Raw genomic sequence first — 26,550 nt, 5'->3', positions numbered from 1 at the left:
CTATGGCAGTTCCAGAACAAAGTGGTAGGCATCCGGGTGTTCCGGAGCTGGCGTGCCATAGTTGAAACCGGCTTTCTCAAATGCCCTTACAGAGGCTCTGTTGTTCTGCTGCACAAGCCCTTCGACTAATTTTAAATCCGGTGATTCAGCTTTGAGTTTGGCAATGCCTTTTTGCAGTACGATGTGCCCCAAGCCTTTGCCCCGGTAACCAATGCTGATCAGGTAGCTTATAGTTGCTATACCTTCCTTTATATCGAATCTGATCTGTGCGGCAGGTAAGCCATCTATCTCTGCAATATAAAATCTACAGGCAGTATCTTCAAGCCGGGCGGTATACCAGCGGGTGTGGTTATCAAGCAGAATCGGCTCTGGATTAAAAGACTGCCGGCGTACTTCCGGATCGTTGTTCCAGTCAAATATCAGTTCCAGGTCGGCTATAGTTGCCTGCCTCAGTGTAAGGCGCTGGCTCAGGTTCAGTTGCTCAAATACCGCTAATAACCGTTTGTCACTCTGTCCATCAAAAAAGCGCCGTTGTGCTGATAGTTGCTTCTCAAACTGGTTGAAAGAATCCGAGTTTACAGCCTCTAAACTATAGGGTTGCGCAACACCGTTCTTTGTCAGGAATTTGTATAAACCAGTTTGGTTATCGGCTGTCTGAAGAACGAAAAGCATTCCGCCAACTGCTGCATATTCGTATGCCACACCGCTTGCCGATGTAACTGCTACAGCACACTTTTGCATCAGCTTACACATTTGTTCAGCATCCAGGTTGTGGTGTAAGCTATAGTTGGTGCTATCTTCTACCCAGCTTTGCAGTTCATCCAGGTGTTTGTAGGCGCTTCCAGCTACAATTTCTATAGTTGCGGTCTTATGTAAAGTAGCTATTTCCTGGGCAAGTCTCAACGTATAGTTTTCAGGATCAGCGCCACCTAAATTTAAAAGTATGTGCAGCTCTCCAGTGGGTATTGTTCTGTGTTGCCTGGCAGCTTCTAAAAAAGGTGGTCGAAGCAGTGCGAATTCCGGGCCCAGCAGCAATTTTGTATATGGAGCAGTTCTATAGTTTGCAGCTTCAATTCCACCTGCTTGGTTCAGTACTACATCCGCTGCAAATGAGTAGGCGTGAATATCATCAATACAAACCAATTGCGCCCCTCGTGCTTTTATAGTCTGCTGATAAGCGGTAGCGAAACTATAGCCGTCCAGCACTACAATTTCTTCTTCTGAAATATATGCTGCCAGTTCATAGTTAAAACGTTCTTCAGTTGGGGCGCACAAAGGCAGCGAAATAATGCCGTCGCAAGTCTCCAGAATCTGGGCTTTCAGCGCATCATCCGGCTCCTGAATGGCAAATACACACTCAAAATAATCGCGCAGCATACTGGCTAGTGCCAATGATCGCACCACATGGCCCAAGCCAATGCGGCTGTTGCCATCAGCCCGGAGTATGATGCGACGTTTATGGATGGTGCTATGCAAGTTTATGGATGAGTTTATATTTTAGTTCGGCCAGTTTCCAGTCGGTTTCGTTGTCGATGTCCTGTACTTCCAGTTCGTCAAGTTCTACTGCCCCGGAGTTATCCGTAAATAGCTTACCTGTGTTTAGTAAACGGTCCGTCCTAAACCAATAAAACTGCCCGGCATCATGGTATGCGGCAGGTAAATCCTGAGAGCGGCTGTTTAGGTGCTCCGGCCAGTTTAGGGCTACCTTACCAGCTTCTATTTTCAGGCTTCTCCAGATCGGGTAATTATACTTTAAAACAGGAAAAACAGTATCAAAGTTTTTATTCTGCAGTTGCTGATATGCCTCCTTAAGCGCCGATATTGTAAGCAAAGGCGCCGTGGGGTAGATACAGCAACCAAACTCAAATTGCTTTCCTATAGTTTTATAGTTGTGCAGCACTTCCTTTAATACAGCAGCTGTAGTGGCAAAATCATCTGAGGTAGCTTCGCTCCTTAAAAAAGGAACATTCGCCCCCAATTTTGTGGCTACTTCTGCTATTTCAGCATCATCCGTAGATACCATCACCTCATCAAACAGTCCAGACTCCAGTGCTGTCCGGATAGAGTAAGCAATAATAGGTCTCCCTAAAAAGTCTTTGATGTTCTTTCTGGGAATACGCTTACTGCCACCTCTGGCTGGTATGATGGCAATGGTTTTCATCCTACAAATTCTTTCACCTTCTCAATTACAAACTCCTGCTCTTCGGCTGTCAGGCTTGGGTACATCGGCAGGCTCAGGCACTCGCTGTAGTAGGCTTCAGCTTCCGGGTAATCTCCTTTTTTATAGCCCAGGTTTCTGTAGTAAGGCATGGTATGGGCGGGAATGTAATGCACCTGTGCAAAGATGTTGTGCTGGCGCAGAAAATCATATAAGCCTTTTCGGTCGGCCACTTTGATCACATACAGGTGGTAAGCATGGCCGGTGTCCCCATTCTCAGTTAAGGCTTCTGCAGACGTGCCCAATACTTTAATACGAGCTATAGTTGCAAATGCTTCGTCGTACACCTTGGCAATGCCTTTGCGTCGTGCAAGGCCGGCATCGGCACGTTGCAGCTGCGTAATACCAAGGGCGCAAAGCATATCCGGAATTCTATAGTTGTAGCCGAGCTCCTGCATTTCCATGTACCAGCCGCCGTGGTTTTCTTCCATCAGGTTCGGGTCGCGGGTAATGCCGTGGGTGCGCAGCTTCAGCAGTTCCTGGTATAGTTCATCGCTGTTCGTTGTGATCATGCCGCCCTCGCCGGTTGCAATGTGCTTAACCGGGTGGAACGAGAAGATGGCCAGGTCAGCGTATTTTCCGTTACCGCATAGTTGTTTCTCGCCCTTGCTATCTATAAAATAACCGCCAGGAGCATGACAGGCATCTTCTATTATCCAGCAGCCAAACTCATCAGCCAGCTTTCTGAATTCTTCCAGGTTTACCGGGTTGCCGGCAAAATCTACCGGAATAATACCGGTGTAGTAACCTTTTGGCTTGCTTTCCACCATAGCCCGTACTTTGTTTATATCCAGTAAAGCTGTTTCCGGATCAATGTCTGCAAACTCAACAATGCCACCACAATAGCGCACGCAGTTAGCAGAAGCCACAAACGTTATCGGTGTGGTTATCACTCTCGATTCCTCATTTACACCCAAAACCAGTGTGCACAGATGCAGGGCCGCTGTACCGTTGCTTACCGCTACCGCATATTTAGCGCCCACGTAGTTGGCAAACGCCTGTTCAAACTCAGCTACTTTAGGCCCTTGTGTCAGGAAATCGGATTGCAGCGTTTCCATCACTGCATCAATATCATCCTGTGTAATGTGCTGGCGACCGTAGGGGATGGGCTTCATGTTTATAAATTCTGAGTTCATTGTTGGAACTACTATAATTAGAAATGAGAAATTAAAAATTAGAAATTTTTGTAGCGTTAAGCTTTAATCCATTTCTAATTTCAAATTCATAATTTTTAATTTAAACTGCAAAGTTCGGGTCTACGTGCTGACGGATCTGTTCGCGTAGCTGCTCTGCCGACAGCCACTCGGTGTTAGTGCCGGAATTGTATTTAAAGCCCAGCGGAACCATTTTGCCGTTAAAAGCTTTCAGGAAATCTTCGGTTGCCCAGGTTGGCGTTGATGGCAGGATCACGTAATATTTATCCAGCTCCACTGTGTTCAACGAGTCCGTTTCGGTAATCATCTCTTCGTGCAGCTTTTCGCCCGGACGAATGCCTACAATTTCCTGTTTGCAGTTTGGTCCAATGGCCTTTGCCAACTCGGTAATTACATAGGACGGGATCTTCGGAACGAAAATCTCACCGCCCCAATGCGTTTCCAGCGCATGAAACACCATTTCCACTCCTTCTTCTAGGGAGATATTGAAACGGGTCATGTCCGGATGGGTGATAGGCAGCACACCTTCACTGCGTTTTGTCAAAAAGAAAGGCACCACTGAGCCTCGGGAACCAATTACGTTGCCGTAACGAACCACCGAGAAGCGGATGTCGCGCTTGCCTTTCATGTTATTGGCTGCCACAAACAGCTTATCAGAGCAAAGTTTGGTAGCGCCATACAGGTTAATCGGAGCGGCAGCCTTGTCTGTAGAAAGGGCCACAACTTCTTTCACGCCACTATCCAGGGCAGCGTTAATTACATTCTCAGCACCCAGCACGTTGGTTTTGATGCACTCCATCGGATTATATTCGGCAGCGGGTACCTGTTTCATGGCAGCGGCATGCACAATAATGTCGATGCCTTCGCAGGCGCGTTTAAAGCGCTCGCCGTCCCGCACATCGCCAATAAAATAACGGATCGCCTTGTACTTGCTGTGCGGAAAAATCTGCGACATTTCGAACTGCTTGAGCTCGTCGCGCGAGTAAATGACCAGTCGCTTCACATCCGGGAAACGGGCAAACACCATCTCCACGAACTTTTTACCAAACGAGCCCGTGCCGCCCGTTACCAATATAGACTTATGATTCAGGTCTAATGCCATGCTTTGTTTTTATGCTTTGATATATGGCAAACTATAGCCAACATTCCGCTGCAAGTTAAATATTTAATTGTTGAATTGTTGGATGGTTTTATGGTTAAATTGTTGGAATCAAGTTTCGCAATTAAACAGTTCGAGACAACTGTTAAAGTCACTGAACAAGCTGTTTTCATAAGCTCTCAACTATAAACTATAATTTGTAACTTTCGGGCTACACTTTTAACCTATGCTGAAAAAGGCGCTCTTCCGACTGCTGCACACTGCCAGTTACTACTTCCGTTATACATCGGTGCTGCATCACTCATCTAAAAAAGTGATGGCTCCTTCGCAGGTGTTACAGTTTAATGAGCAGGAACAAGCATTTTTACAGCACTCTGCAGAGACCTTCAACTATAGCTTGGACTATAGTTTAGGTTACCGTGTTAAACCTGTGTTTATAGTTGCCCTTCAAGATGTTACGTTTCTGGGGAATTCCGGGGCGCTGGTGCAGAACGGTAAAGTAATAGTAGAATCGGTGTTTGATGTGAGCCGGTTAGCTAAATCTCCAGCTTTCAAAACGCCGTCGGTTATGTTGCCGAAAAGTAAAGAGGGGATTTACACTTCAATTCTGCATCTGCCCTGGGCTGCCAATAACAACTATCACTGGTTTTTCGACTGCCTTCCGCGCTTATATTTTTTGCTTCAGGAAGTAAAAGGACCTATTAACCTGATCATGCGCCACGATTTGCCAGCTTATCAGCATGAAACGTTGCATTTTTTGCTGCGGCAGCATCCAAATGTGAAAGTGGTTTACATTGGGAAACATGAGAAATGGCAGGTTGAACAGTTTTTGCTGCCTTCTTATCTATCTAACGCCCAGAGTGGTTATCTGCCTTTGCCTGTAAGTCAGTGGTTGCAAGAAAACATTTGGAAAGGGTATAAGGTAGCTTCATCTGAAACTAAACAGAGAATTTACATCAGCAGGAGCAAGGCCAAGACCCGCCGTTTATTAAACGAGCAGGAGCTTTTACCGCTGCTGGCAAATTATAATTTTAAAGTTGTCAGGGCAGAAGAGTTAAGCTACCAGGAACAAGTGCAGCTCTTTTATGATACTGAGTCAGTAATAGCTCCGCACGGCGCCGGACTAACAAATCTATTGTTTTCAAAGCACAGTAAGGTGTTAGAGTTACATCCCTCCAACGTCATTAAACCTCATTATTTCCTTCTAAGCAAAGGTCTTGGTTTTGACTATGATGCCATTATTGGTTCTGCAGGAGATATGAATGAAAACTTTACAGTTGATGTGGCGCAGGTAAAACAGTGGCTTGCGAAGTTTGTCTGAATCAGGCTTCCTTCACCACATTTCATAAATACAGGGGAGGGAGTTTTTGGCCTTGCTATAGTTGCGGCTATAGTTTTAATAGTTGTTGAATTAACACCCCTGTGAGCTACGCTCGCAAGTTTCGATCTTCCATTCTCACTTATCCTCAAGGGACAATTTCTGTCATAGCTATAGTCTATTTATAGTTGCTGAATTACCCCGCCCCAACCCCTCTAAAGAGGGGAATTTTGGCTGTAGCTATAGTTTAAGCTATCGTACTATAGTTACAAACTACGAACAGGCAGGCGCAGCCTGGCCCACGGAACTATGACCACGGAAAGGCGATGCAACTATAGCTTATCAAATTAAAGATAAACTATAGCTATCGAAAGATCACAGTCTTTGGGTTGAGCGCCTTTGACTTGTTGCGGTGCCGTCAGGCAATCCGAGCAGAGCGAGGATAGCAAGAAGGCAGCAGCGCGATGCCCGAAGACGGGGCCTCGCGGCCGTGAGCGCACCAAAGCTAGAAATGAAACGATAGGCTGGTAAAGCTCCCAGAATAAGTGGTAACTATAGCACGAACTGCTTGTTCCCAGTAGCAACTACAGTTGACTATAAAACATAAGATGCCTTGGCATCGCTCGACATGACAGGGAAACAACTACATGCTGAAATAAAAAGCGCAGTAAGTGTAAACCTGCTGCGCTTTTCAATCTTATTGAACTATAATTTCATTACTTCTTGGCTTTCGGCTTGGCTGCAGCCTTTTTAGCCGGAGCTTTCTTGGTAGTAGCTTTCTTTTCAGCTGGTTCAGGTTTCTTTTTAAAACCGCCTCTGCCTTTTTTCTCAGGAGTAGCTTCTGCCAGATCTAAACATTCCTGCAGGGTTAGCTCTGCAGGCTCTTTACCTTTCGGAATCTTCACGTTCTTTTTGCCAACCACAATGTAAGGTCCGTAACGGCCATTCAATACCTGTACATCAGGGTTTTCGTCAAAGCTCTTGATCAGCTTTTCAGCATCAGCTTTGCGCTTCTGCTCAATCAGTTCGATGGCTTCTTCCGGCGTAACCTGAAGCGGGTCGAGATGCTTAGGCAATGAATAGAACTTGCTGCTATGGCTGATATAAGGGCCGAAGCGACCAATAGCGGCTTTCATCTCTTTGTCCTCGTACATGCCTACAATGCGTGGCAGTTTGAAGAGCTCCAGCGCGTCTTCCAGGGCTATGCTTTCCAGGAATTGCCCTTTGCGCAAGCTGGCATACACCGGCTTTTCACCAGTATCGGGGTTTTCTTCACCCAACTGCACATAAGGTCCGAAACGGCCCAGTTTTGCAATCAGTTTTTTGCCTGATACCGGGTCAATACCAAGTTCTCTGGCGCCGGAAACCGCTGCACGGTCAATTGTTTCGCTGGATTCAATACGCTTATGGAATTTCTCATAGAATTTTTCCAGCATGGCTTTCCACTCTTCGTGGCCTTGCGCAATCTCGTCAAATTCAGCTTCAACTTTAGCTGTAAACGAGTAGTCAATCACCGTCGGAAAGTGATCTACCAGAAAGTCGTTCACCACCATAGCCATATCCGTCGGGAAGAGCTTGGCTTTTTCGGCACCGGTTATTTCGGTCTTGGTCTGTGCACTTACCTGATCCTTCTGTAAAATCAGTACGCGGTACGGACGTTCTTTTCCTTCGCGGCTGTCTTTCTCCACATACCCACGTTTCTGTATCGTTGAAATAGTAGGAGCGTACGTAGACGGACGGCCAATGCCCATTTCTTCCAGCTTCTTCACCAGGCTGGCTTCCGTATAGCGGGCAGCAGGACGGCTGTAACGCTGCGTAGCCAGCATGTGCCGCAGGTCAATTGTTTGTCCAACCGAAAGTGGAGGCAACATGCCTTTTACATCATCATCCTGCAATTCTTCATCGTCCTTCGACTCGATGTACACTTTCAGGAAACCTTCAAACTTGATTACTTCGCCGGTTGCTACCAGTTTTTCCGGCTGCGTAGAAATACCTATAGTTGCGGTTGTCTTTTCTATTTCGGCATCCGCCATCTGAGAGGCAATGGCGCGCTTCCATATCAGCTCGTAAAGTCGCTGCTCGTTGCGGTCACCGCTTACCGTCATTTGCGAAAAATCCGTAGGGCGGATGGCTTCGTGCGCTTCCTGTGCGCCAGACGATTTGGTTTTAAAACGACGCGTCTTAATAAACTTCTCACCGAAAGATTGCTGAATGGCATTGGCTGCACCACTGATCGCTTCTTCTGATAGATTCACCGAGTCAGTACGCATGTAAGAAATCTTACCTGATTCGTACAGCTTCTGAGCTACCGACATGGTTTGCGCTACCGAAAAGTATAGTTTGCGGCTGGCTTCCTGCTGTAAGGTAGATGTAGTGAACGGAGGAGCAGGGCTGCGTTTCAGCGGCTTCTTCTCCAAATTCTCTATTGTATGGGCAGCACCAATGCATTTCTGCAAAAAAGCCTGTGCTTCTTCTTCTGTTTTAAACCGGGTCGGCAGTTCGGCATCCAGGGTTTTACCTTCAACAGAAAAAGAGGCTGTAATTTTAAAAGCTGCATCAGCCTTAAAGCGCTCAATTTCACGTTCACGCTCCACCACCAGGCGCACCGCCACCGACTGTACACGCCCCGCCGAAAGACCAGTCTTTATTTTTTTCCATAGTACCGGCGATAGCTCAAAGCCAACTATACGGTCCAATATACGGCGGGCCTGCTGTGCGTTCACCAGGTCCATGTCAATGTTCCGCGGCGAACTTATAGCGTTCAGTATGGCGTTTTTGGTGATTTCGCGGAAAACGATGCGGCGTATTTTGGAATCATTCAGGTTAAGAGCCTCGGTTAGGTGCCACGAAATGGCTTCTCCTTCGCGGTCATCATCGGATGCGAGCCATACCGTTTCTGCTTCTTTTGCCAGTTTGCGGAGCTGTGCTACCACATCCTTTTTGTCGGAACTGATGACATAGGTTGGCTTAAATCCATTCTCTATATCAATAGCGTTGTTGTCCTTTGGCAGGTCGCGTACGTGGCCGAAGCTCGACTTTACAACGAAATCTTTCCCTAAATATCCTTCTATCGTCTTGGCCTTTGCAGGCGACTCTACTATTACTAAGTTTTTTATCATGCTTTGTTTTCCAACAGGACTGCGCTCATTTTTGCCCAAAGTTCATATTTTTTTTCAAACTATTACAACCTCTCGTACATAACATAGGTTTAATAATCTTTAAATTACTTTCGTTACAAACTAAATACCTAACCTAACTATACGGCTATACTTGTAAAATCTATGCAACGCTACCTTTACCTGTGCCGGCATGCAGAGGCCCGCGATTCATTCTTGCTACAACCTGATTTTGAGCGCAATCTCACGCCAGACGGGGTACGGCAGGCGCATGAAACCGGCAAATGGATCCGTGAGCATTATACAACTATAGACGCTATACTGGCGAGTCCGGCAAAAAGGGCAGGAGCGACAGCCAGAATTCTTGCAAGCCGGTTATATTACGATGAAGAACAGATAATTTACGATCCTGAAATTTATAACCCCAAAGAGGCACAGCTTTTAAAAAGCATAAGTCAGTTACCGGAGTCTGCCCAGAAGGTTGTAGTTGTCTCGCATAATCCAGCACTTACCCAGCTGGCGCGCAGCCTGGTTAACCGTAATTTGCCTTACCTGGAGCCGGGGCAGGTATATGCCATAACGGCCATATTACCGCAGTGGCAGGACATTTTTATAACAGAGGCCAGCCTGCTAGATACACATCAGCCGCAGCGGATTTAGCATTTTTAGTTTGGCAAAAGTTCATTTTATAGTTAGTTTAGGGCTGATATAGCTGTATAGATACCAACCAAGACCAATTTATGGCAACAACCACAGTGGCCGTTATAAACCAGAAAGGCGGCACAGGTAAAACTACCACCACCATTAACCTGGGCAGTGCATTGTGCAAACTAGGTAAGCGTGTGCTGCTGATTGATTTAGATCCACAAGCCAACCTGTCTTATTCTCTTGCAGTTACAGAGCCAAAGGCAACACTTGCCGACGCTTTTTTAGGAAACAATACGCTACAGGATGTATTGTTGGAAAGAGATGGATTATGGGTAGCGCCCGGGTCTAACGAACTGGTGGATATTGAAATTTCGCTGGTGGCACAGCCGGAACGTGAGAATTTTCTAAAAAACATGCTGCAGGATGTAAAAGGCTTCGATTATATATTGATTGATTGTCCGCCTTCGCTTTCCGTATTAACATTGAATGCACTTACTGCTGCCACCGAAGTACTGATACCGCTTCAGATGGAAGTTTTGACCCTGCAGGGGCTCGATCAGATCACAAATACAGTGCAAAAAGTAAAAAAAGCGTTCAATCCGAAACTTAAAATAAAAGGGATCGTAGTGGTGATGTTTGATGTACGCAGAAAACTAAGCCAGGAAGTGCTCGAATACCTGCAGGAAAACGTGAAAGAACCAATCTTTAAACAAAGTATACGCCTGAATGTAAAGCTTGCTGAAGCGCCTTCGTTTGGCAGAAGCGTGCTGGACTATGATCCTAGCTCGAATGGTGCCAGAGACTATAAGGCACTTGCTGAGGAGTTCATTTCCCGCTAATGATTCAGGATTAAAATTGAAAGATAAAGTTAAAATAAACTATTTTGCCCTATATTCAGTATCTGATATACTTTATATTTGATGGACGAACAGAATGTGCACCAAATTTCAGTGCAATTCAAATAGTAACTCAACACAACTCATATGGCCTTAGGTAAAAACTTGAAGTTGAGCAAAGACAAGCTCATTAGTGATGTGGAAGGCAGTACTGGTAATGAACCGCGGCCTGCGAAAGCTGCAAGCACCCGTAAGCCAACTGCTCCGGCTGTTGCAGCCGATGCACCTGCTGCTACCACAACGGTACCGGCTGGCCGAACTGCCCAATCGCCGGGTCCTAAAAATGCTCCTGACCCTGTGAAAGTGAACGGCAATGGTAATGGCAACGGTAAAGTTACTGACGAGCAATTACTGCAAAACCCGGATTACATCAATGATCAGTTGAATAGGGTGCTGTACGCGCTTGATGCCTTTAAAAAGGGTGATATTTCTGTTCGCCTGACCAAGCAGAACAACGATATTTTTGCCGAGATAGCAGAAGCCTATAACTCGATGGTGGAAATGATCGGTGGTGTGGGTGGTGAAGTATCCCGTATCTCGAAAGTAGCCGGTGTGGAAGGTAACCTGAAAGCCCGTGCATCAGCCGAGAACGCTTCCGGTTTCTGGAAGGATATGATCAACAACATCAACGGTCTTGTGGATTCGATCGCGGTTCCGGTACTTGAAGTGGGTAAGGTATTGAAGAATATCTCGCGCGGTAACCTGGACGAAACATTCCAGATTCCGGTATCCGGCGACTTTAAGGTGATGGCGGAAACTATAAACCGTACCATCGATAACCTGAACCTGTTTGCGGGTGAGGTAACCCGTGTGGCACTTGAGGTAGGTACAGAAGGTAAACTGGGAGGCCAGGCATCGGTACCAAACGTTGCCGGTGTATGGAAAGACCTGACCGATAACGTGAATACCATGGCAGCCAACCTTACCCTGCAGGTTCGTGATATTGCTAACGTATCCACAGCCGTTGCGAAAGGTGACCTGACCCAGAAAGTTTCTGTAGCCTCACGCGGTGAAATTGCCCAACTGAAGGACAACGTAAACCAGATGGTGGATTCGCTCAACATCTTCGCTGATGAGGTAACCCGTGTGGCACGCGAAGTAGGTACAGAAGGAAGACTGGGCGGCCAGGCAAAGGTGCCTAATGTAGGCGGCGTTTGGAAAGAACTGACCGACAATGTGAATACTATGGCCAGCAACCTTACCTCTCAGATGCGTGATATTGCAAACGTATCGACAGCGGTAGCAAAAGGTGACCTGACCCAGAAAATAACAGTGAATGTACGCGGCGAGATGGCCGAGCTGAAAGACATCATCAACCAGATGGTGGACTCACTTAACATTTTTGCCGGTGAGGTAACCCGTGTGGCACGCGAAGTGGGTACGGAAGGTAAACTGGGTGGCCAGGCGAATGTGCCAAAAGTAGAAGGAACCTGGAAAGAGCTCACGGAGAACGTGAACCTGATGGCCTCGAACCTGACGAACCAGGTACGCGACATTGCCAACGTAGCAACCGCTGTGGCGAAAGGCGACCTGACGCAGAAGGTATCTGTGGATGTGAAAGGCGAACTTGGTGACCTGAAGGATATATTGAATGAAATGGTGGACCGACTGAATGTGTTTGGCGCGGAAGTATCGCGTGTGGCACGTGAGGTAGGTACAGAAGGAATATTAGGTGGTCAGGCAAACGTGCCGAACGTGGCCGGTATCTGGAAAGAACTGACCGAGAACGTAAACCTGATGGCAGGCAACCTGACTAACCAGGTGCGTGACATCGCCAACGTAGCAACTGCGGTGGCAAAAGGTGATCTGGCGCAGAAAGTATCCGTGGATGTACGGGGCGAACTTGCAGACCTGAAGGAAAACCTAAACCAGATGGTGGACTCACTTAACATTTTTGCTGACGAGGTAACCCGTGTGGCACGCGAAGTGGGTACGGAAGGTAAGCTAGGTGGGCAAGCTATAGTTCCGAACGTAGCGGGAGTATGGAAAGACCTGACGGACCACGTAAATACCATGGCTGCTAACCTTACCCTGCAGGTACGCGACATTGCCAACGTAGCAACTGCGGTGGCAAAAGGTGACCTGACTCAGAAGGTATCCGTGGATGTAAAAGGTGAGCTTGCTGACCTGAAAATGAACCTGAACCAAATGGTGGACTCACTTAACATCTTCGCTGGTGAGGTAACCCGTGTGGCACGCGAAGTGGGTACGGAAGGTAAACTGGGTGGCCAGGCATCGGTACCGAATGTAGGCGGTGTTTGGAAAGACCTGACCGATAACGTAAACACCATGGCATCAAACCTGACAACACAGGTACGTGGTATAGTTAAAGTAGTAACAGCTGTATCAAAAGGTGACCTGACCCAGAAACTTAGCCTGGAGGCACGAGGAGAAGTTGCCGAGCTGGCAGAAACAATCAACACGATGGTGATTGACCTGAACAGACTGGCTGGTGAAGTGTCGCGTGTGGCCAGAGTTGCGGGTGTGGAAGGTAAACTGACAGAACGTGCCACCTTGCAAGGTGTGGGCGGTAGCTGGAAAGAACTGGTAGATACCCTTAACGATCTGCTGGAGTCTATTGTAACGCCGATGCTTGATGTATCACGTGTAGTACGAGCGATTTCTGAGGGTGATTTAACCCAGAAAGTAGAAGCACAGACTGCCGGTGATATCCTGGATATGGCCAATGCACTGAACCTTGCCGTTGATAACCTGAATGCCTTACTCGGTGAAATCAATGATTCCTCGCTCGTAGTAGGCTCTTCTTCAGAAGAAATGGCTGGCAAGGGGCTGGAAATGAACAAGGTGACGCTTGATGTGGCGCTTGCCATGCAGCAAATGGCAGAAGGCGCGCAGAACCAGGCATTAAAAACAGACCAGGCCTTTAAACTGATCGAAGAGATCATGAAAGGTACGAAAGAGACTGCCAACCGTGCCGAAGTGGTGAACAAAACAGCGTTGCTTGGTGAGGAAAGCTCTCAGATTGGTCTGAAAACAGTAGCGGAAGTGGTGAAGAACATGGAGGAAATCTCCAGTTCAGCAGCTCTTACAGCTAAAACCATCGAAGTACTGAGCACACGTTCGCAGGAAATCTCCAAATCACTTGGTGTAATCACGGACATTGCTGCCCAAACCAACCTACTGGCCCTGAACGCTGCTATTGAGGCGGCAAGAGCAGGTGAGGCAGGCCGCGGTTTTGCCGTAGTAGCGGAAGAGATTCGCAAACTGGCCGAAGGTTCACGCAAATCAGCTAACGAAATTGCTACGCTGGTTGAGGATGTGAAAAAAGATACCGCCTCTGCAGCAACTGCGATCTCGACGATGGAAGGTCGTGTATTGAAAGGAAAGAATGCAACATTCGAAGCATCCAGCGCTTTCAAAAATATTGCGGCATCCAGCGGCGAAACGCTGAGAACGGCACAGGACATCTTAACGGCAACCGAAGTTCAGAAATCATCTATCGGAGATGTTGTGAAGTACGTGGAGGAAGTGGTTGCCATTGCGGAACAAACCGCATCTGGTACGCAGCAGGTAGCTAGTACAGCCAAGCAGTTGTCTACTTCCATGCAGGAGCTAACGTCATCGTCTCAGAACCTGAACGACATTGCTGCCGACCTACAGATCAGTATTTCGGCCTTTAAACTTATTGATGGCAACATCATCTTTAACCAGGCTAAGCCTAAAAGATTAACATCCATACCTGCTTCCAATGGTGTAACCAGACGCGCCGTTACCCGGGCTACAGGTCGTGGAGGCAGATCTGGTAATAACAACAGTAACTAAGGAAATGCCTAGCAAAAAGAATACTGCGGCACAGGCAGCACCTGTGCCTGTAGAAGAAAATACGCCTGCACCTGCCAATGGCAAAGAACAACAGGAAAAGAGCAAAGCCAACGAGCCGCTCCTGCACCTGATCGTTTTTAAGCTTGGGGCTGAGTACTATGGAATAAAAATAGAGCAGGTAAAAGAAGTAACCGTTACGCCAAGTATTACCCGTATGCCGCGCACACCTGATTTTGTAAAAGGAGTGGCCAACATACGCGGTGATATCATAGCTATCATGGACCTGGAAGAGCGCTTCGGCATTAAACCGGTGCCAGCTTCTTCGGAGAACGGCATAACCTATACACTGGTGATCGAAGCCAAAGAGTATAGCATTGGAGTAGTGGTGAAGGAAGTACCTCAGTCGCTGAATCTGTCTGTTTCCAAGATGGATAAAGCGCCGTCTTTTCTGCAGGATATTGCCGTGCAGGAAAATTACATTGAAGGCCTTGCCAAAGTTGATAACCGCCTGATTATAGTACTGGATATGTATAAGATCCTCTCAGGCGATGAGATCAAGCAGTTATCAAGCTAAAACAGCAAATCATAACTTATGAAAAGAATATTGATCGTTGATGATTCCTTCTACATGCGTACCATGTTAAAGAACATGCTTTCGGATGCCGGCTACGAAGTAGTTGGGGAAGCCCCGAACGGACAGACAGCCCTTGAACTGGCAAAGGAACTTAAGCCTGACCTGATTACACTGGATGTGATTCTTCCAGACAACACCGGCCTGGATGTGCTGAAAGGTATTAAAGCCGAACAGCCAGATATGAAGGTGGTGATTGTGAGTGCAGTTGGTCAGGAGGTGATCGTAAACGAGGCGATGGAGTATGGCGCACTATCTTATATTGTAAAGCCTTTTTCGGAAGAAAAAGTGCTGGAGGTTGTTAGTCAGGTGCTTAAGGAAGAATAAGAACTATAGTTCTGCTTCGGTTTGTGTAGTGCGCTATGTGTCAAGCAGCTAAGATTAAAGTTTTACTGGCAGACCAATCGAGTTACTCCCGCCTGGTTCTGGCTAACATTCTGGAAGCAGATCCTGCCATAAATGTAGCTGGGTGTGCAACAGATGCTGAGTCGCTGCTGAAATTGGTGAAGAAGGAGCGGCCTGATGTTGTTTTGCTAAACTATAGTTTACCGGGCAACAAGCACCTGTTTGCATTAAAGCTACTTTCCAGTGCAGCGGCAGTACCGGTAGTGTTGATGGTAAAGAAGCAGGACCTGAATAATACAATGCTACAGAAAGCGGTTTCGCTGGGAGTACATAGCTTTATTTTAAAACCTGCATACAGGCAGTATCCTGATTACAGAAGCATTGGCAGCCATCTTTTAAAGCAGGTGAAAGCTGTATACAACAGACCGGAACAGGACATGCAATATTGGCTGACAGGTATGCTGGCCGAAGCAAATGCTATAGTTGCTAAAGCTGATCTGCCTGAACCACTTGTGGATACAGTTATTGTAATCGGGGCTTCAACAGGAGGCACTCAGGCGTTAGAGGAGATTGTGAAGGCTTTGCCTGATAAATTGAATGCAGCTGTCTTAGCTGCTGTGCACATGCCCGCCGGATTATCCAAATCATTGGTGGAGAGGTTACAGCGGCAGACCAGCTTAACGGTTAAGGAAGGCAGAAGCGGTTTACTTCTCAGGAAGAACAAACTTATAGTTGCCCCAGGTGGTCGGAACATGATCATACACCCTGTTTTAGGAAACACGGGCAACTATAAGATTGGCTTTGTAGGGGAAGAAGCGCAGGCAGACGAAATTCCTTCAGTTGATTTGCTAATGCAGTCTGTGGCGGCTGGCTCTGTTAAAAATGTACTAGGCATTGTTTTAACCGGAATGGGCAAAGATGGTACAAAGGGTGCAACTGCCATTCGTAAGCGTGGCGGAACTATAGTTGTGCAGGATCAGGCCACTTCTAAGATATTCGGGATGGCCCGGTCTGTAATCAGGAGCGGGGAAGCAGATGTAGTGCTGCCCTTACAGGAGATACCACAATTCATACACAGCTTTGTGGCGAATGAAATTGCCGCTGGTGCTACCAGCGATACTTTATGAAATCGAGAGAACAGGAATATAAAGAGATATTTATAGCAGAGGCGCTGGAATATTTTGATGCCCTTAACCGGCACATCAGCGACCTGGAGAAACGCCCGCAAGAAGATAAGTTGCTGGCGGAGATCTTCCGTTTACTGCACAACCTGAAGGCCAATGCCAAGGCCATCGGTTATCTCCGTATCTCAGACGTATCCCATAAACTCGAAACAGCTTTCAGCCTTATCCGGAACAAGGAGCTGCAGTTCAGCGACGAGATTGTAACGGTACTTTTTGAAGGCGTGGACCTGCTAGGTGAACTGATCCACAACATCGACAACGAAAACTATGGCGAGCCCGACCCGGTGCTGCTCCGTAACCTGGATATTATAGTTGATAACCTTTCGGACAGCACAATTGAGCTTGCCAAGGTACAGCGCTATAATCCTACCAAAAACCTGTCGTTGTCGGAGCTGGTGTATATCCAGATCAAAAAGCTGGATCATTTGCTAAACCTGGTTGGTGAGCTGGTAATAGACCGAGACAGGATCTTATCTATCAGCCGTGAGCTGGGCAACGACGAACTAAAATCCGTGAGTTCGCACCTGAACCGCATTACCGAAGAACTGCAGTATAGTATTATGGATGCACGTCTGGTAAGCATTGGTTCGCTGTTCAATAAATTCCCGCGGATAGTGCGCGATATAGCCATTGCCGAAAAAAAAGAAGTAGACCTGGCGCTATCGGGCCACGACATTCAGATAGACCGGAACATACTCCAGATTATTACCGACTCGCTTCTGCACCTGGTGCGCAATGCCATTACACACGGAATTGAAAAACCAGAGCAGCGTGAAAAGAAAGGGAAATCACGTACCGGTAAACTATCGCTGGTGGCGCGTAACGACCGTGAAAACGTACAGATTCAACTTTCTGACGACGGCAACGGGATTGATCTCGTACAGGTTCGAAAAGCAATTGTTGAAAGAAATTTTCTTTCGACAGCAGCTGTAGAGCATTTACCGCCTACCGAAGTGCTCTCTTACCTGTTTGAGCCTGGTTTTTCGCTAGCTAAAGAAGTAACAGAGTTCTCCGGAAGAGGTGTTGGCCTGGACGTGGTGAAAAATGCTGTTGACGCGATTGGTGGGCGCATCTGGGTGGAATCGGAAAAAGGGCTGGGGACTACCTTTATACTGCAGCTGCCTACATCTATTGCAGTAAAAGGTGCATTGCTTTTCGAAGTAGATTCAATTTTCTATGCTATTCCACTGATCCATACCGAGCAGGTGGTAGCTATGGAAGTAAGCGAACTGCACGAAGTTGGCGGTGTATTGGTAGCCGATGTTTTTGGCGAAACCATAACCGTAGTTTACCTGCACGAGCTCCTGAACGTGAAGGAGCGTGAAATGAATTTAGGTGATAAATCCAGGCTGAAAGGACTGGTACAGAATATTATTATAGTTTCCTACAATAACAGGAAGCTAGGTTTGATTGTAGATAAACTATACAGGCAACAGGATATCGTGGTGAAGCCGTTGAGCAAGCCACTGGATGCCATAGACCTGTATGGAGGTGTAACCTTACTCGGTTCCGGAAACGTTTGCCTGGTGCTTGATGTGCCAGCCGTAACCAGGTACTTTATTAGTCGCAGACAGCTGGTAGCAGCCGAGTAAAATTTATAATAGCATGACCAATATAACGGAACCTCACATAACCGACCTCGAACGCGATATTATTAAGGAGATTCTTAATATAGGGCTTGCCCGCGCAGCAGATTCTTTTGCAGCAATTGCAAAAGATAAAGTGCTGCTTAAGGTGCCTGATATACAGCTGATAGAGGTAAAGGAACTGCTGAAACTGGTAGCTCAATATGAGAGTACACACTTTATTATCCAGTCTGATATTAAAGGTGACTTTAATGGTGCTACCCTGATGCTGTTCTCAAGCGACCATGTCACACGGTTATCGCAGCTTTGCCTGAACATGGTAGAGGTTCAGAAGGGGGAAGTAAATGCCATGCAAGAGTCGTTGCTGCTTGAGATCAGTAACATTATTACAGGCGCTATGGTAACGCAACTAGCTAACATCCTGAAAGCAAATATCTACGGTTCGCCACCTAAAGCCCCTAAAAGCCACATTGCTGATTCGCTGAAAGATATTCTGGTTCAGCACCCGCTGTTTCAACCACTGGTGTTTACCGTTATCACCAAATTTACGCATAACTCCAGGAGTGTAGAGTTACCATTGTTGCTATTCTTCGATACCGGTACTTTCCTTAAAATACTGGAAATCATACGCACATTTGACCTTGAGAAAGACCGACCAATTTAATAATTGCCTATAGTTATAGTTACTTTATAGTTTACTACTTCCTGTTTATTTCATAGCTATAGTTACCTGCTGCAGGCTCTGCTCTTGCCTGCGCCTATGGTTTGTGCCTGTGCCATAGTATCCCTGCCGGTTTCCTTCCTGGCTATTTATAATCGTAATTTATTGTTTTACAACCTATTGTTTTTCAGGGGGTATACCTTTAGCTGATCATTATACTTTTGATTATAGGTATAGTTTTCGTTTTTTTGCCGGCTAAATTTTACAATCAATAACTTACGCTTAATTAATGAACGCATTAGGAAGACATATCCTGGTAGAATTTTACAACTGTTCTCCTGAACTCATGAATGACGTGGTTCATATAGAGAACAGCATGGTAGCCGCCGCCGAAACAGCCGGTGCCACTGTTATAAACAGTACATTTCACCATTTCTCACCATACGGAGTTTCTGGCGTGGTCGTGATTCAGGAAAGTCACCTGGCGATTCATACTTGGCCTGAATATGGCTATGCGGCTGTTGACCTATTTACCTGTGGCGATTCTGTTGACCCGTGGGTGAGCTATAACTACCTGAAAGATGCGTTTGAAGCGAGCCATGGATCTGCAATGGAGTGCCGTCGTGGTCAGCTCAATTTATTAAAACGTAACGATTTCAATTTGGAGTCGCTTCGCGATGTGTCGCCACGACCGGAAGAAAAGATCGGTACAATAACCCGTGATGTGTGGTTTACAGAACGTGATGAAAATATTGCCCTTTCCTTAAAACATACCGGCGACCAGCTATACAAAAAAGATTCTCCTTACCAGCGCGTAGAAGTTTACGAAACTTTTGCTTACGGTAACCTGCTTACACTGGATGGCATGGTAATGTGCACGCAGAAAGATGAGTACGTTTACCATGAGATGATCACACACGTACCGATGTTCAGCAACCCGAAAGCAAAGCGTGCGCTGGTAATTGGTGGTGGCGATGGCGGTACCGTACGCGAGCTATTGCGCTATGAGCAACTGGAAGAAGTAACGCTGGTAGAGATAGACGAACTGGTGATTGAAGCCTGCAAGCTGCACCTGCCGGAAACCGCTGTTTCCTTTGCTAATCCGCGTCTGAACCTGCTGATTGAAGATGGTATTAAGTACATTAAAGAGTGCGAAAACGAGCGATACGATCTGATTATAGTTGACTCAGCAGATCCGGTTGGCCCGGGCGAAGGTTTGTTCACTGCCGAATTCTACAGCGAAGTATACCGTTGCCTGACAAAAGACGGCATCATGATCACCCAAAGCGAGTCTCCGCGCTTTAACAGTGCCGTTTTTGTTGAGATATATGATACTTACAAGAAAATATTTGGAGCAGAGAAAGTACATTGTTACCTGGCTGCTATTCCAACATATCCAACCGGCACCTGGAGCTTCTCTTACTCTTCGAAAGGGGAGGCGCATCCGCTTAAATTTGATGTAAACGCTGCCGCCGCTTTCTCTAAAGCACAGGGACTTAAATATTATAACGAAGACATACATATGGCTGCCTTCGCGTTGCCAAACTTTGTAAAAGAACTGTTAAACTCTAAACCAGGTGAGGTAACCGATGAGTACTCCGCAGAACCAACAGCATAAGAGCAAAGCTGAAAAAATTGCCAACTTCGACCCGAATGGGGTAGGAGATGTAAACGCCGGTTTGTTCGGCCTGCCATTCTCAGTTGATGAAGCAGAAGTGGTTGTAATTCCTGTGCCGTGGGAGGTGACGGTATCTTATAGTGCTGGTACAGCCAATGGTCCGAAGGCTGTTTTTGATGCCTCGCCACAGATAGACCTTTTTGAGCCTGCTATTAAGGATGCCTGGAAAGCAGGCATAGCGATGGAAGAAATTTCAGAAGAATGGCATGCAGTAAGCGACGAACTACGCGAGAAAGCTGAAAAATATATTACCTGGCTGGAAGAAGGACAACCTGAAGCCGATGCTGCTGAACTTCAGGATCTGCCTGCAGAAGTAAACGCAAAAGGCGATGAATTGCTGCAGTGGCTGAAGCAGAAAGCACTCGGTTATATGGATCAGGGCAAAGCTGTTTGCTTGCTGGGTGGCGACCATAGCACTCCGCTTGGTTTAATCCATGCAATGGCCGAGAAGCATGAGGAATTTGGTATTCTTCAGTTGGATGCCCATGCCGACCTGCGTGTTGCGTACGAAGGCTTCAAGTACTCACATGCTTCCATCATGTACAATGCCCTGCAATTGCCTCAGGTGAAGAAACTGGTGCAGGTTGGTATCCGTGACCTGGCACAGTCAGAAGCAGAAATGGCTGAACAGTCAAACGGAAGAATCACTATTTTCTATGACTCAGTAATAAAGGAAAACCTGTATGCCGGCGAAACCTGGAAGAAAGAGTGTAAGAAGATCATCGCGCAACTGCCACAGAAAGTATACCTGAGTTTTGATATTGATGCCCTTGATCCGAAGCTTTGCCCGGGAACAGGCACTCCGGTACCAGGTGGTTTAGAGTTTGAAGAGGCCGTTTACCTGATCAAGCAACTGGTTAAATCCGGACGCGAGATTATTGGCTGCGACCTGAATGAAGTTGGCCCGGGAGAAACAGAGTGGAATGGCAACGTAGGAGCACGTATGCTGTACAAGATGTGCAACTGGATGGCGGTGTCGCAAGGCAAGTTAAAAGCAGATTTTTAATCTTTGCTTGCACAGCTGCGTAAGAGGTTTAATAATTTACCTTTACTATATACTTCTTAAGCTATAACTATGGGATTTATTATTAAACTTTTACTGACAGGACTGGCAGCTGTACTGGCATCTTATATTTTGCCAGGAGTTCATATTGATAGCTTCCTGACGGCGCTTATACTTGCCCTAGTACTGGCCCTGCTGAATACGTTTGTAAAACCGATATTGGTTATACTTACCATTCCGGTAACTATAGTTACGCTCGGGCTTTTTCTACTGGTAATTAATGCACTAATTATTCTGCTGGCAGATTACCTTATTGCCGGCTTTGATGTGAGCGGCTTTATTACAGCTTTACTGTTTGGAATTGTGATGGCCATCATCAGCGCTATCCTGGATTTTATATTCTAACTATAGTTTAAACTATAGAACTATAGTCAACTGAAAAGCGGCACCTGATATTTTCGGGTGCCGCTTTTTTATTGTTTTAAGACGAATTTTGGCGCTGCTATAGTTGTGATATTTCCTTCTGTTTTAATCCAGGCAAATCTTAACTATAGTTTAGCCATTCATCCATTGCTCACAGGCGTCTGCACATTCGCGGCAGGCCTCGGCGCATTTCTGGCAGTGGTCATGGTCATGCTTGCCACACTCTTCCGCACAGGCACGACAAATTTCGATGCATTCCTTCATTACATGTTTGGCATGTGCCGAGTCGCGGGCTACAAAGCGGGCAGTTAAGGTACAGATGTCAGCGCAGTCGCGGTCCAACATAATACAGCGCACCATCATTTTCACATCCTCCTCCTGCAGGCACATGGAAGCGCAGGTTTCGCAGGCAGTTATGCATTTTATCAGCACATGTTCCAGGTTGTTTGTTCTCTCTGATTTCATAGTTTATTTTTTGAGTTGCTATGAATTAAACTACGCGCTCAGGTGTAGTTAGTTATGAGCTACAGGACGGGCAGCACTACAGGTTTAGGTAAAATAACCGTATCTTTGAGTAAACAGAAGAGAGCAGAAAAATACATATGACAGGCATTCGGGAAGCGCGGGAAGCATTAAAGCTATACTTTGGTTATGATAACTTTAGGCCAATGCAGGAACAGATTATTTCCTGTATTCTGCAGCAGCAGGATGTGGTAGTACTAATGCCAACCGGGGGCGGAAAATCTGTCTGCTACCAGGTACCTGCTGTGGTAATGCCGGGTTTGTGTGTGGTGGTTTCGCCGCTTATTGCCCTGATGAAAGACCAGGTAGAAGCCCTGCTTGAAAATGGTATTAAAGCCGCTTACATGAACAGTTCACTGGCTGCAGAAGAGCAATACCGCGTAGAAAATGCCTGTCTTGCCGGAGAGCTGAAGTTGCTTTATGTCTCTCCTGAAAAACTGTTGTCAGCGGGTTTCCTTTCATTCCTGAAGCGCTTAAAGGTATCCTTGTTTGCCGTAGATGAAGCACACTGTATCTCTGCCTGGGGCCACGATTTCAGGCCGGAGTATACGCAGCTTAGAATTCTGAAGCAGCAATTCCCGCAAACCCCAATGGTAGCCCTGACAGCTACCGCCGATAAGCTTACCCAGAAAGATATTCAGGAACAGCTGGCACTTCGGAATCCGGAGGTTTTTATTTCTTCATTCGACAGGCCGAACATCAATTTAATGGTTAAACCTGGCCGCGACCGGTTTAATAAGATCACAGAGTTCCTGGAGCGACACCACGGTCAGCCGGGTATTATTTATTGCCTGAGTCGCAAGGGTACAGAAGCGATAGCTGAAAAATTAAAGCGGAATGGCTTTAGGGCTACCAGTTACCATGCCGGCATGAGTGCCAGTCAGCGGGCAAAAGCGCAGGAAGATTTCCTGAAAGATGATGTGCAGATCGTTTGCGCAACGGTTGCCTTCGGGATGGGAATTGATAAATCGAATGTGCGCTGGGTGATCCACTATAACCTGCCAAAAAATATAGAAGGCTATTATCAGGAAATCGGGCGTGCCGGCCGCGATGGAGCCAAATCGGATGCCTTGTTATTCTATAGTTACGCCGATGTAATGAGCATGCGCAGTATGCTGACAGAAGGGAAGGAAGAACAGGTAGAGCTGCAACTGGTAAAACTGGAACGCATGCAACAATACGCCGAGGCAACTATATGCCGCCGCCGGATTCTGCTGCAATACTTCGGCGAGACCATGCATAAAGACTGTGGTAACTGCGACATTTGCCGTAACCCGCCTACCTCCTTTGATGGCACCTTGCTGGCTCAAAAAGCCCTATCAGCTATTGCCCGCACGCAGGAGCAGGTAAATATGGGGCTTTTGATTGATGTATTGCGCGGCTCCAGAAATGCACAGGTGCTGGAAGGTGGTTATCATCAGATAAAAACCTATGGCGCCGGCCGCGAGATCAGCACCATGGACTGGCAACGTTATTTGCACCAGATGCTTAATGCTGGCTTGGTAGAGTTAGCCTATGATCAGAATTATACTTTAAAACTAACGGAGCAAAGCAGGCAGGTGCTATTTGATGGACGCCCGGTACAGCTTGTAAAGTTTGACGAGGTAAAACAGCCTGCCGAAGAAATCCGACCTAAGGTAAGACCTAAGAAAGAAGTTATTCAGGACGCCTTGTTTGAGCGCCTCAGAGCGCTCCGTAAGCGCCTGGCCGATGAGCACGGAGTGCCGCCTTATGTCATTTTCTCAGATAGCACGCTGCAGGAAATGGCTGCTGAAAAACCGGCCAACCGGATTGCGATGCTTTCCATATCCGGTGTCGGGTCTGTAAAATACGAGCGCTATGGCTATGATTTTGTGAATGAGATCATCGGCTTTATAACAGAAGAGCAGGAGAAAGGGAACAAGCTGAAAGGAGCAACACACCTGGTTACCTACGATCTTTACCAAAGCGGAAACAATCCAGAACAGATTGCCCGCATGCGCAACCTGAACCCTGTAACTATCTACTCGCACCTTGCTACATTATTTGAGCAAGGTTATGATGTGGACTTGTACAGGTTTGTGAGCAAAAAAGAGTATGAAGCTATAAAGAAAGCTATCTTTAGTTTAGGGCCGGAGGCGAAACTGAAAGACCTGTACGAGTCGCTGGGCGAACAGTATGAGTACCACAAGATCAGACTTTCCATTGCTTTGTTTAAAGCAGAGCAGAACAGTTAACTATAGTTTACTGGATGAAACTATAGTTTATAAATAAAGAAAGCCGACCCAACCGGGCCGGCTTTTTCTGTTAACCTTAATCGATGATTTTGCTTATTTCAGCACAGCAATTGCATCCGGGTAAGCGTCCACATCACCGGCAACGAAGCCGTCTGTGCCAACTTTGCCCTGCAGCAGCAAGATGCCTGCTACGTGTGGTGCTGCAAAAGAAGTGCCTGTAGCATAGTTTGTTAAACCACCGTTTTTAGCTGTGGTTGTCACATCTACACCTGGTGCCGTAAAGTCAACTGGCTGGCCATAGTTTGAGAACTTACCAAAGCGATCGTAACGGTCCATGGCTGTTACTGTGTAAACATTATCTGCATTTACACGGGCCGGTGAATTGTTAATACAATCTGTACCGCTGTTACCTGATGCAACCGCGAACATGATTCCTTTTGCTGCAGCTGTTCTTACGGCGTTATCCAGCGTAGATGAAATTCCACTGCCAAGGCTCATGTTTACTACATCTCCGGCAGTAGCTACATTAATGATGTGGTTTACAGCAGAAATAGCGCGAGACACTGTTCCCTGACCAGCATCGTCAAACACACGCAGGGCAACTATAGTCGCACCTGATGCTACACCGATCATACCGGAACCGTTGTTTTTAGCAGCAATAATACCTGCTACGTTTGTGCCATGTCCGTAACCATCTTCGATAGAGGTATTACCATAGATAAAAGACGCACTTCTTGTCAGGTCAATGTTCAGGTCCGGGTGGTCTGTATCGATTCCAGAGTCGATGATCCATACTGTTTTACCGCTGCCATCACCATACCCTACACGGGCAATGTTCCATGGCACCAGTTCACCTTCAGCAGGCGTTATAGTTTTGTATAGACCAGTATTTGGAGCAGGTTCTGTTTCTACAGGAGTAGGTTCAGTTGGTGCCGGCTCTGTTGGAATTGGAGTAGGAGTTGGGTCTACTGGAGTTGGAGCTGGCTCAGTAGGAGTTGGAGTTGGTTCTGTTGGTTCAGGAGTTGGCTCTGGCGTGGTGTTCTTATCTTTTCCTTTGCCAGTGTTCTTATCTGTGTTTTTTGAATTACCTTTTCCTGAAGCGTGGGAAGGCTGGCCTTTATCAAAGGCATGTGTTGGCTTACTCAGCGAAATGATGCGGTCCTGCTCAACGTAATCTACTTCCGGGTTACTTTTCAGTTCTGCTACTTGCTCCTTTGTAAGCTTAGCAGCAAAACCGTTAATTGTGCCTTCAAAAGTTTCTTTCACATCAGATTCGTTCAGTTTCATATCACGAAGCAGGCGCTGTCGTGTGGTCTTCAGGGTTTCACGATCGCTGATCGACAAATTGCCGGTGCGTGTCGCATTCAATTCGTTGCCCTTCTGCTTCATTACCACAATGTATTGTCCTTCAATAGGCTGTCCGTGTGTGGCGGTAAGTGCGGTGGGATTTACATCAAACTGATTTTCCATCAGTTCTTCTTTCTGGCAACTGCTGAGCGTTACAGCAGAACCAAGAACAGCCATATAAACGGCCTTCTTGAATGCGCTTGAAATCATAAGTGTGCTTTGGCTAAAAGTTGAAAACTATTATGAAACCATTTTTAATATCAGTCGTAACTGCGGCAACCTTCCTATAGTTCAATCTTCTGAAAAAGTTTTTGACTGTAACAGCGAATTGTACTAAAGCTATAGTTCGGAGCTTTGGTTTTGACTCTGGTTAACTGTGTGGCTAATGTATAAATACAATTCTGATTTATCAAAGCACTCACTAAATATTGGCAATATTTATTTTTAGTATATTTTAATATAAATATTAATATTTTTGATTATGCTTTTGTGATAAGAATGAGACTCTGTTTTATTATGCATTAACTTTCTGCAAAGTATTGAAAAAATAAGATCACATAAACTGATTTATGTCATTGCTACAGGTTAATCAAGTAAATAAAAGCTAATTAAAATAATTGCTAAAATGTTTAGTAATTTATAATTTCATTAGCTATATTTACAAATCTGTTGCTAAAAGGCAATACAGGTGTATATTTTAAGCTAAACTAATTGGCACAGTA

At 46.3% G+C, this 26,550-nt stretch carries 20 protein-coding genes; 13 read left to right on the top strand and 7 right to left on the bottom strand.

What is annotated here, in order from left to right:
• From pseG to pseB, 4 genes are all read right to left on the bottom strand, one after another.
• Positions 1-1,476: a UDP-2,4-diacetamido-2,4,6-trideoxy-beta-L-altropyranose hydrolase gene (gene pseG, locus GXP69_RS14925; protein ID WP_235925739.1), complete on the bottom strand. Its 1,476-nt coding sequence runs from the start codon at positions 1,474-1,476 to the stop codon at positions 1-3.
• On the bottom strand, positions 1,469-2,161 hold the full coding sequence (gene pseF, locus GXP69_RS14920) for a pseudaminic acid cytidylyltransferase (protein WP_163915873.1): 693 nt from the start codon (positions 2,159-2,161) through the stop codon (positions 1,469-1,471). Before pseF ends, pseG begins: the two co-directional genes overlap by 8 nt.
• Positions 2,158-3,333: a UDP-4-amino-4,6-dideoxy-N-acetyl-beta-L-altrosamine transaminase gene (gene pseC / locus GXP69_RS14915; protein WP_235925738.1), complete on the bottom strand. Its 1,176-nt coding sequence runs from the start codon at positions 3,331-3,333 to the stop codon at positions 2,158-2,160. Before pseC ends, pseF begins: the two co-directional genes overlap by 4 nt.
• A gap of 121 nt (positions 3,334-3,454) precedes the next feature.
• Entirely contained in the window at positions 3,455-4,474 is a 1,020-nt protein-coding gene (pseB, locus tag GXP69_RS14910; protein ID WP_163915871.1) for a UDP-N-acetylglucosamine 4,6-dehydratase (inverting), read from the bottom strand.
• A 223-nt stretch (positions 4,475-4,697) separates the two neighbouring features.
• Between pseB and GXP69_RS14905 the strand changes: the two genes are divergently transcribed.
• Entirely contained in the window at positions 4,698-5,792 is a 1,095-nt protein-coding gene (locus GXP69_RS14905; protein ID WP_163915870.1) for a glycosyltransferase family 61 protein, read from the top strand.
• Between the two features lie 713 nt (positions 5,793-6,505).
• On the opposite strand, the gene topA is transcribed toward GXP69_RS14905, so the two are convergent.
• Positions 6,506-8,908: a type I DNA topoisomerase gene (gene topA, locus GXP69_RS14900; protein ID WP_163915869.1), complete on the bottom strand. Its 2,403-nt coding sequence runs from the start codon at positions 8,906-8,908 to the stop codon at positions 6,506-6,508.
• Between the two features lie 162 nt (positions 8,909-9,070).
• On the opposite strand from topA, the gene GXP69_RS14895 reads away from it, so the two are divergent.
• The 11 genes from GXP69_RS14895 to GXP69_RS14845 all read left to right on the top strand — a co-directional run bounded on the left by GXP69_RS14895 (position 9,071) and on the right by GXP69_RS14845 (position 21,725).
• On the top strand, positions 9,071-9,565 hold the full coding sequence (locus GXP69_RS14895) for a SixA phosphatase family protein (protein ID WP_163915868.1): 495 nt from the start codon (positions 9,071-9,073) through the stop codon (positions 9,563-9,565).
• Positions 9,566-9,645: 80 nt separating this feature from the next.
• Positions 9,646-10,392, top strand: a complete 747-nt coding sequence (locus GXP69_RS14890; RefSeq protein WP_163915867.1) for a ParA family protein — start codon at positions 9,646-9,648, stop codon at positions 10,390-10,392.
• Positions 10,393-10,536: 144 nt separating this feature from the next.
• Positions 10,537-14,232, top strand: a complete 3,696-nt coding sequence (locus GXP69_RS14885) for a HAMP domain-containing protein (RefSeq protein ID WP_235925737.1) — start codon at positions 10,537-10,539, stop codon at positions 14,230-14,232.
• Between the two features lie 4 nt (positions 14,233-14,236).
• Positions 14,237-14,806 carry a chemotaxis protein CheW gene (locus tag GXP69_RS14880; protein WP_163915866.1) on the top strand — a complete coding sequence of 190 codons (570 nt, stop codon included), beginning with the start codon at positions 14,237-14,239 and terminating at the stop codon, positions 14,804-14,806.
• A gap of 18 nt (positions 14,807-14,824) precedes the next feature.
• Positions 14,825-15,190 carry a response regulator gene (locus tag GXP69_RS14875; protein WP_163915865.1) on the top strand — a complete coding sequence of 122 codons (366 nt, stop codon included), beginning with the start codon at positions 14,825-14,827 and terminating at the stop codon, positions 15,188-15,190.
• Positions 15,191-15,225: 35 nt separating this feature from the next.
• Complete coding sequence (locus GXP69_RS14870) at positions 15,226-16,335, top strand: chemotaxis protein CheB (protein WP_163915864.1); 1,110 nt, start codon at positions 15,226-15,228, stop codon at positions 16,333-16,335.
• A complete protein-coding gene (locus GXP69_RS14865; protein WP_163915863.1) occupies positions 16,332-17,984 on the top strand; it encodes a chemotaxis protein CheA in 1,653 nt (550 codons plus the stop codon). The genes GXP69_RS14870 and GXP69_RS14865 overlap by 4 nt, the downstream gene beginning before the upstream one ends.
• Before the next feature lie 13 nt (positions 17,985-17,997).
• Positions 17,998-18,642, top strand: a complete 645-nt coding sequence (locus GXP69_RS14860; RefSeq protein ID WP_204282049.1) for a chemotaxis protein CheC — start codon at positions 17,998-18,000, stop codon at positions 18,640-18,642.
• A gap of 286 nt (positions 18,643-18,928) precedes the next feature.
• Positions 18,929-20,257 (top strand): polyamine aminopropyltransferase, encoded by a 1,329-nt coding sequence (gene speE, locus GXP69_RS14855; protein ID WP_163915862.1) that lies wholly within the window; start codon positions 18,929-18,931, stop codon positions 20,255-20,257.
• The gene (locus tag GXP69_RS14850) at positions 20,229-21,323 is read left to right on the top strand and encodes an agmatinase family protein (RefSeq protein WP_163915861.1); all 1,095 of its coding nucleotides are present in this window, start codon (positions 20,229-20,231) and stop codon (positions 21,321-21,323) included. The genes speE and GXP69_RS14850 overlap by 29 nt, the downstream gene beginning before the upstream one ends.
• Before the next feature lie 69 nt (positions 21,324-21,392).
• Positions 21,393-21,725, top strand: a complete 333-nt coding sequence (locus GXP69_RS14845) for a phage holin family protein (protein ID WP_163915860.1) — start codon at positions 21,393-21,395, stop codon at positions 21,723-21,725.
• 150 nt (positions 21,726-21,875) lie between these two features.
• Here GXP69_RS14845 and GXP69_RS14840 read toward each other — a convergent pair whose 3' ends face one another.
• Complete coding sequence (locus tag GXP69_RS14840; RefSeq protein WP_163915859.1) at positions 21,876-22,208, bottom strand: four-helix bundle copper-binding protein; 333 nt, start codon at positions 22,206-22,208, stop codon at positions 21,876-21,878.
• Positions 22,209-22,345: 137 nt separating this feature from the next.
• Here GXP69_RS14840 and recQ point away from each other — a divergent pair, with 137 nt between their 5' ends.
• Entirely contained in the window at positions 22,346-24,481 is a 2,136-nt protein-coding gene (gene recQ / locus GXP69_RS14835) for a DNA helicase RecQ (RefSeq protein WP_163915858.1), read from the top strand.
• A gap of 93 nt (positions 24,482-24,574) precedes the next feature.
• Here recQ and GXP69_RS14830 read toward each other — a convergent pair whose 3' ends face one another.
• Positions 24,575-26,038: a S8 family serine peptidase gene (locus GXP69_RS14830; RefSeq protein ID WP_204282048.1), complete on the bottom strand. Its 1,464-nt coding sequence runs from the start codon at positions 26,036-26,038 to the stop codon at positions 24,575-24,577.
• Between the last annotated feature and the right edge of the window lie 512 nt (positions 26,039-26,550).

The sequence above is a fragment of the Pontibacter burrus genome, assembly GCF_010686685.1.
Classification (GTDB): domain Bacteria; phylum Bacteroidota; class Bacteroidia; order Cytophagales; family Hymenobacteraceae; genus Pontibacter; species Pontibacter burrus.
This window is presented reverse-complemented; position numbering and strand designations above follow the sequence as displayed.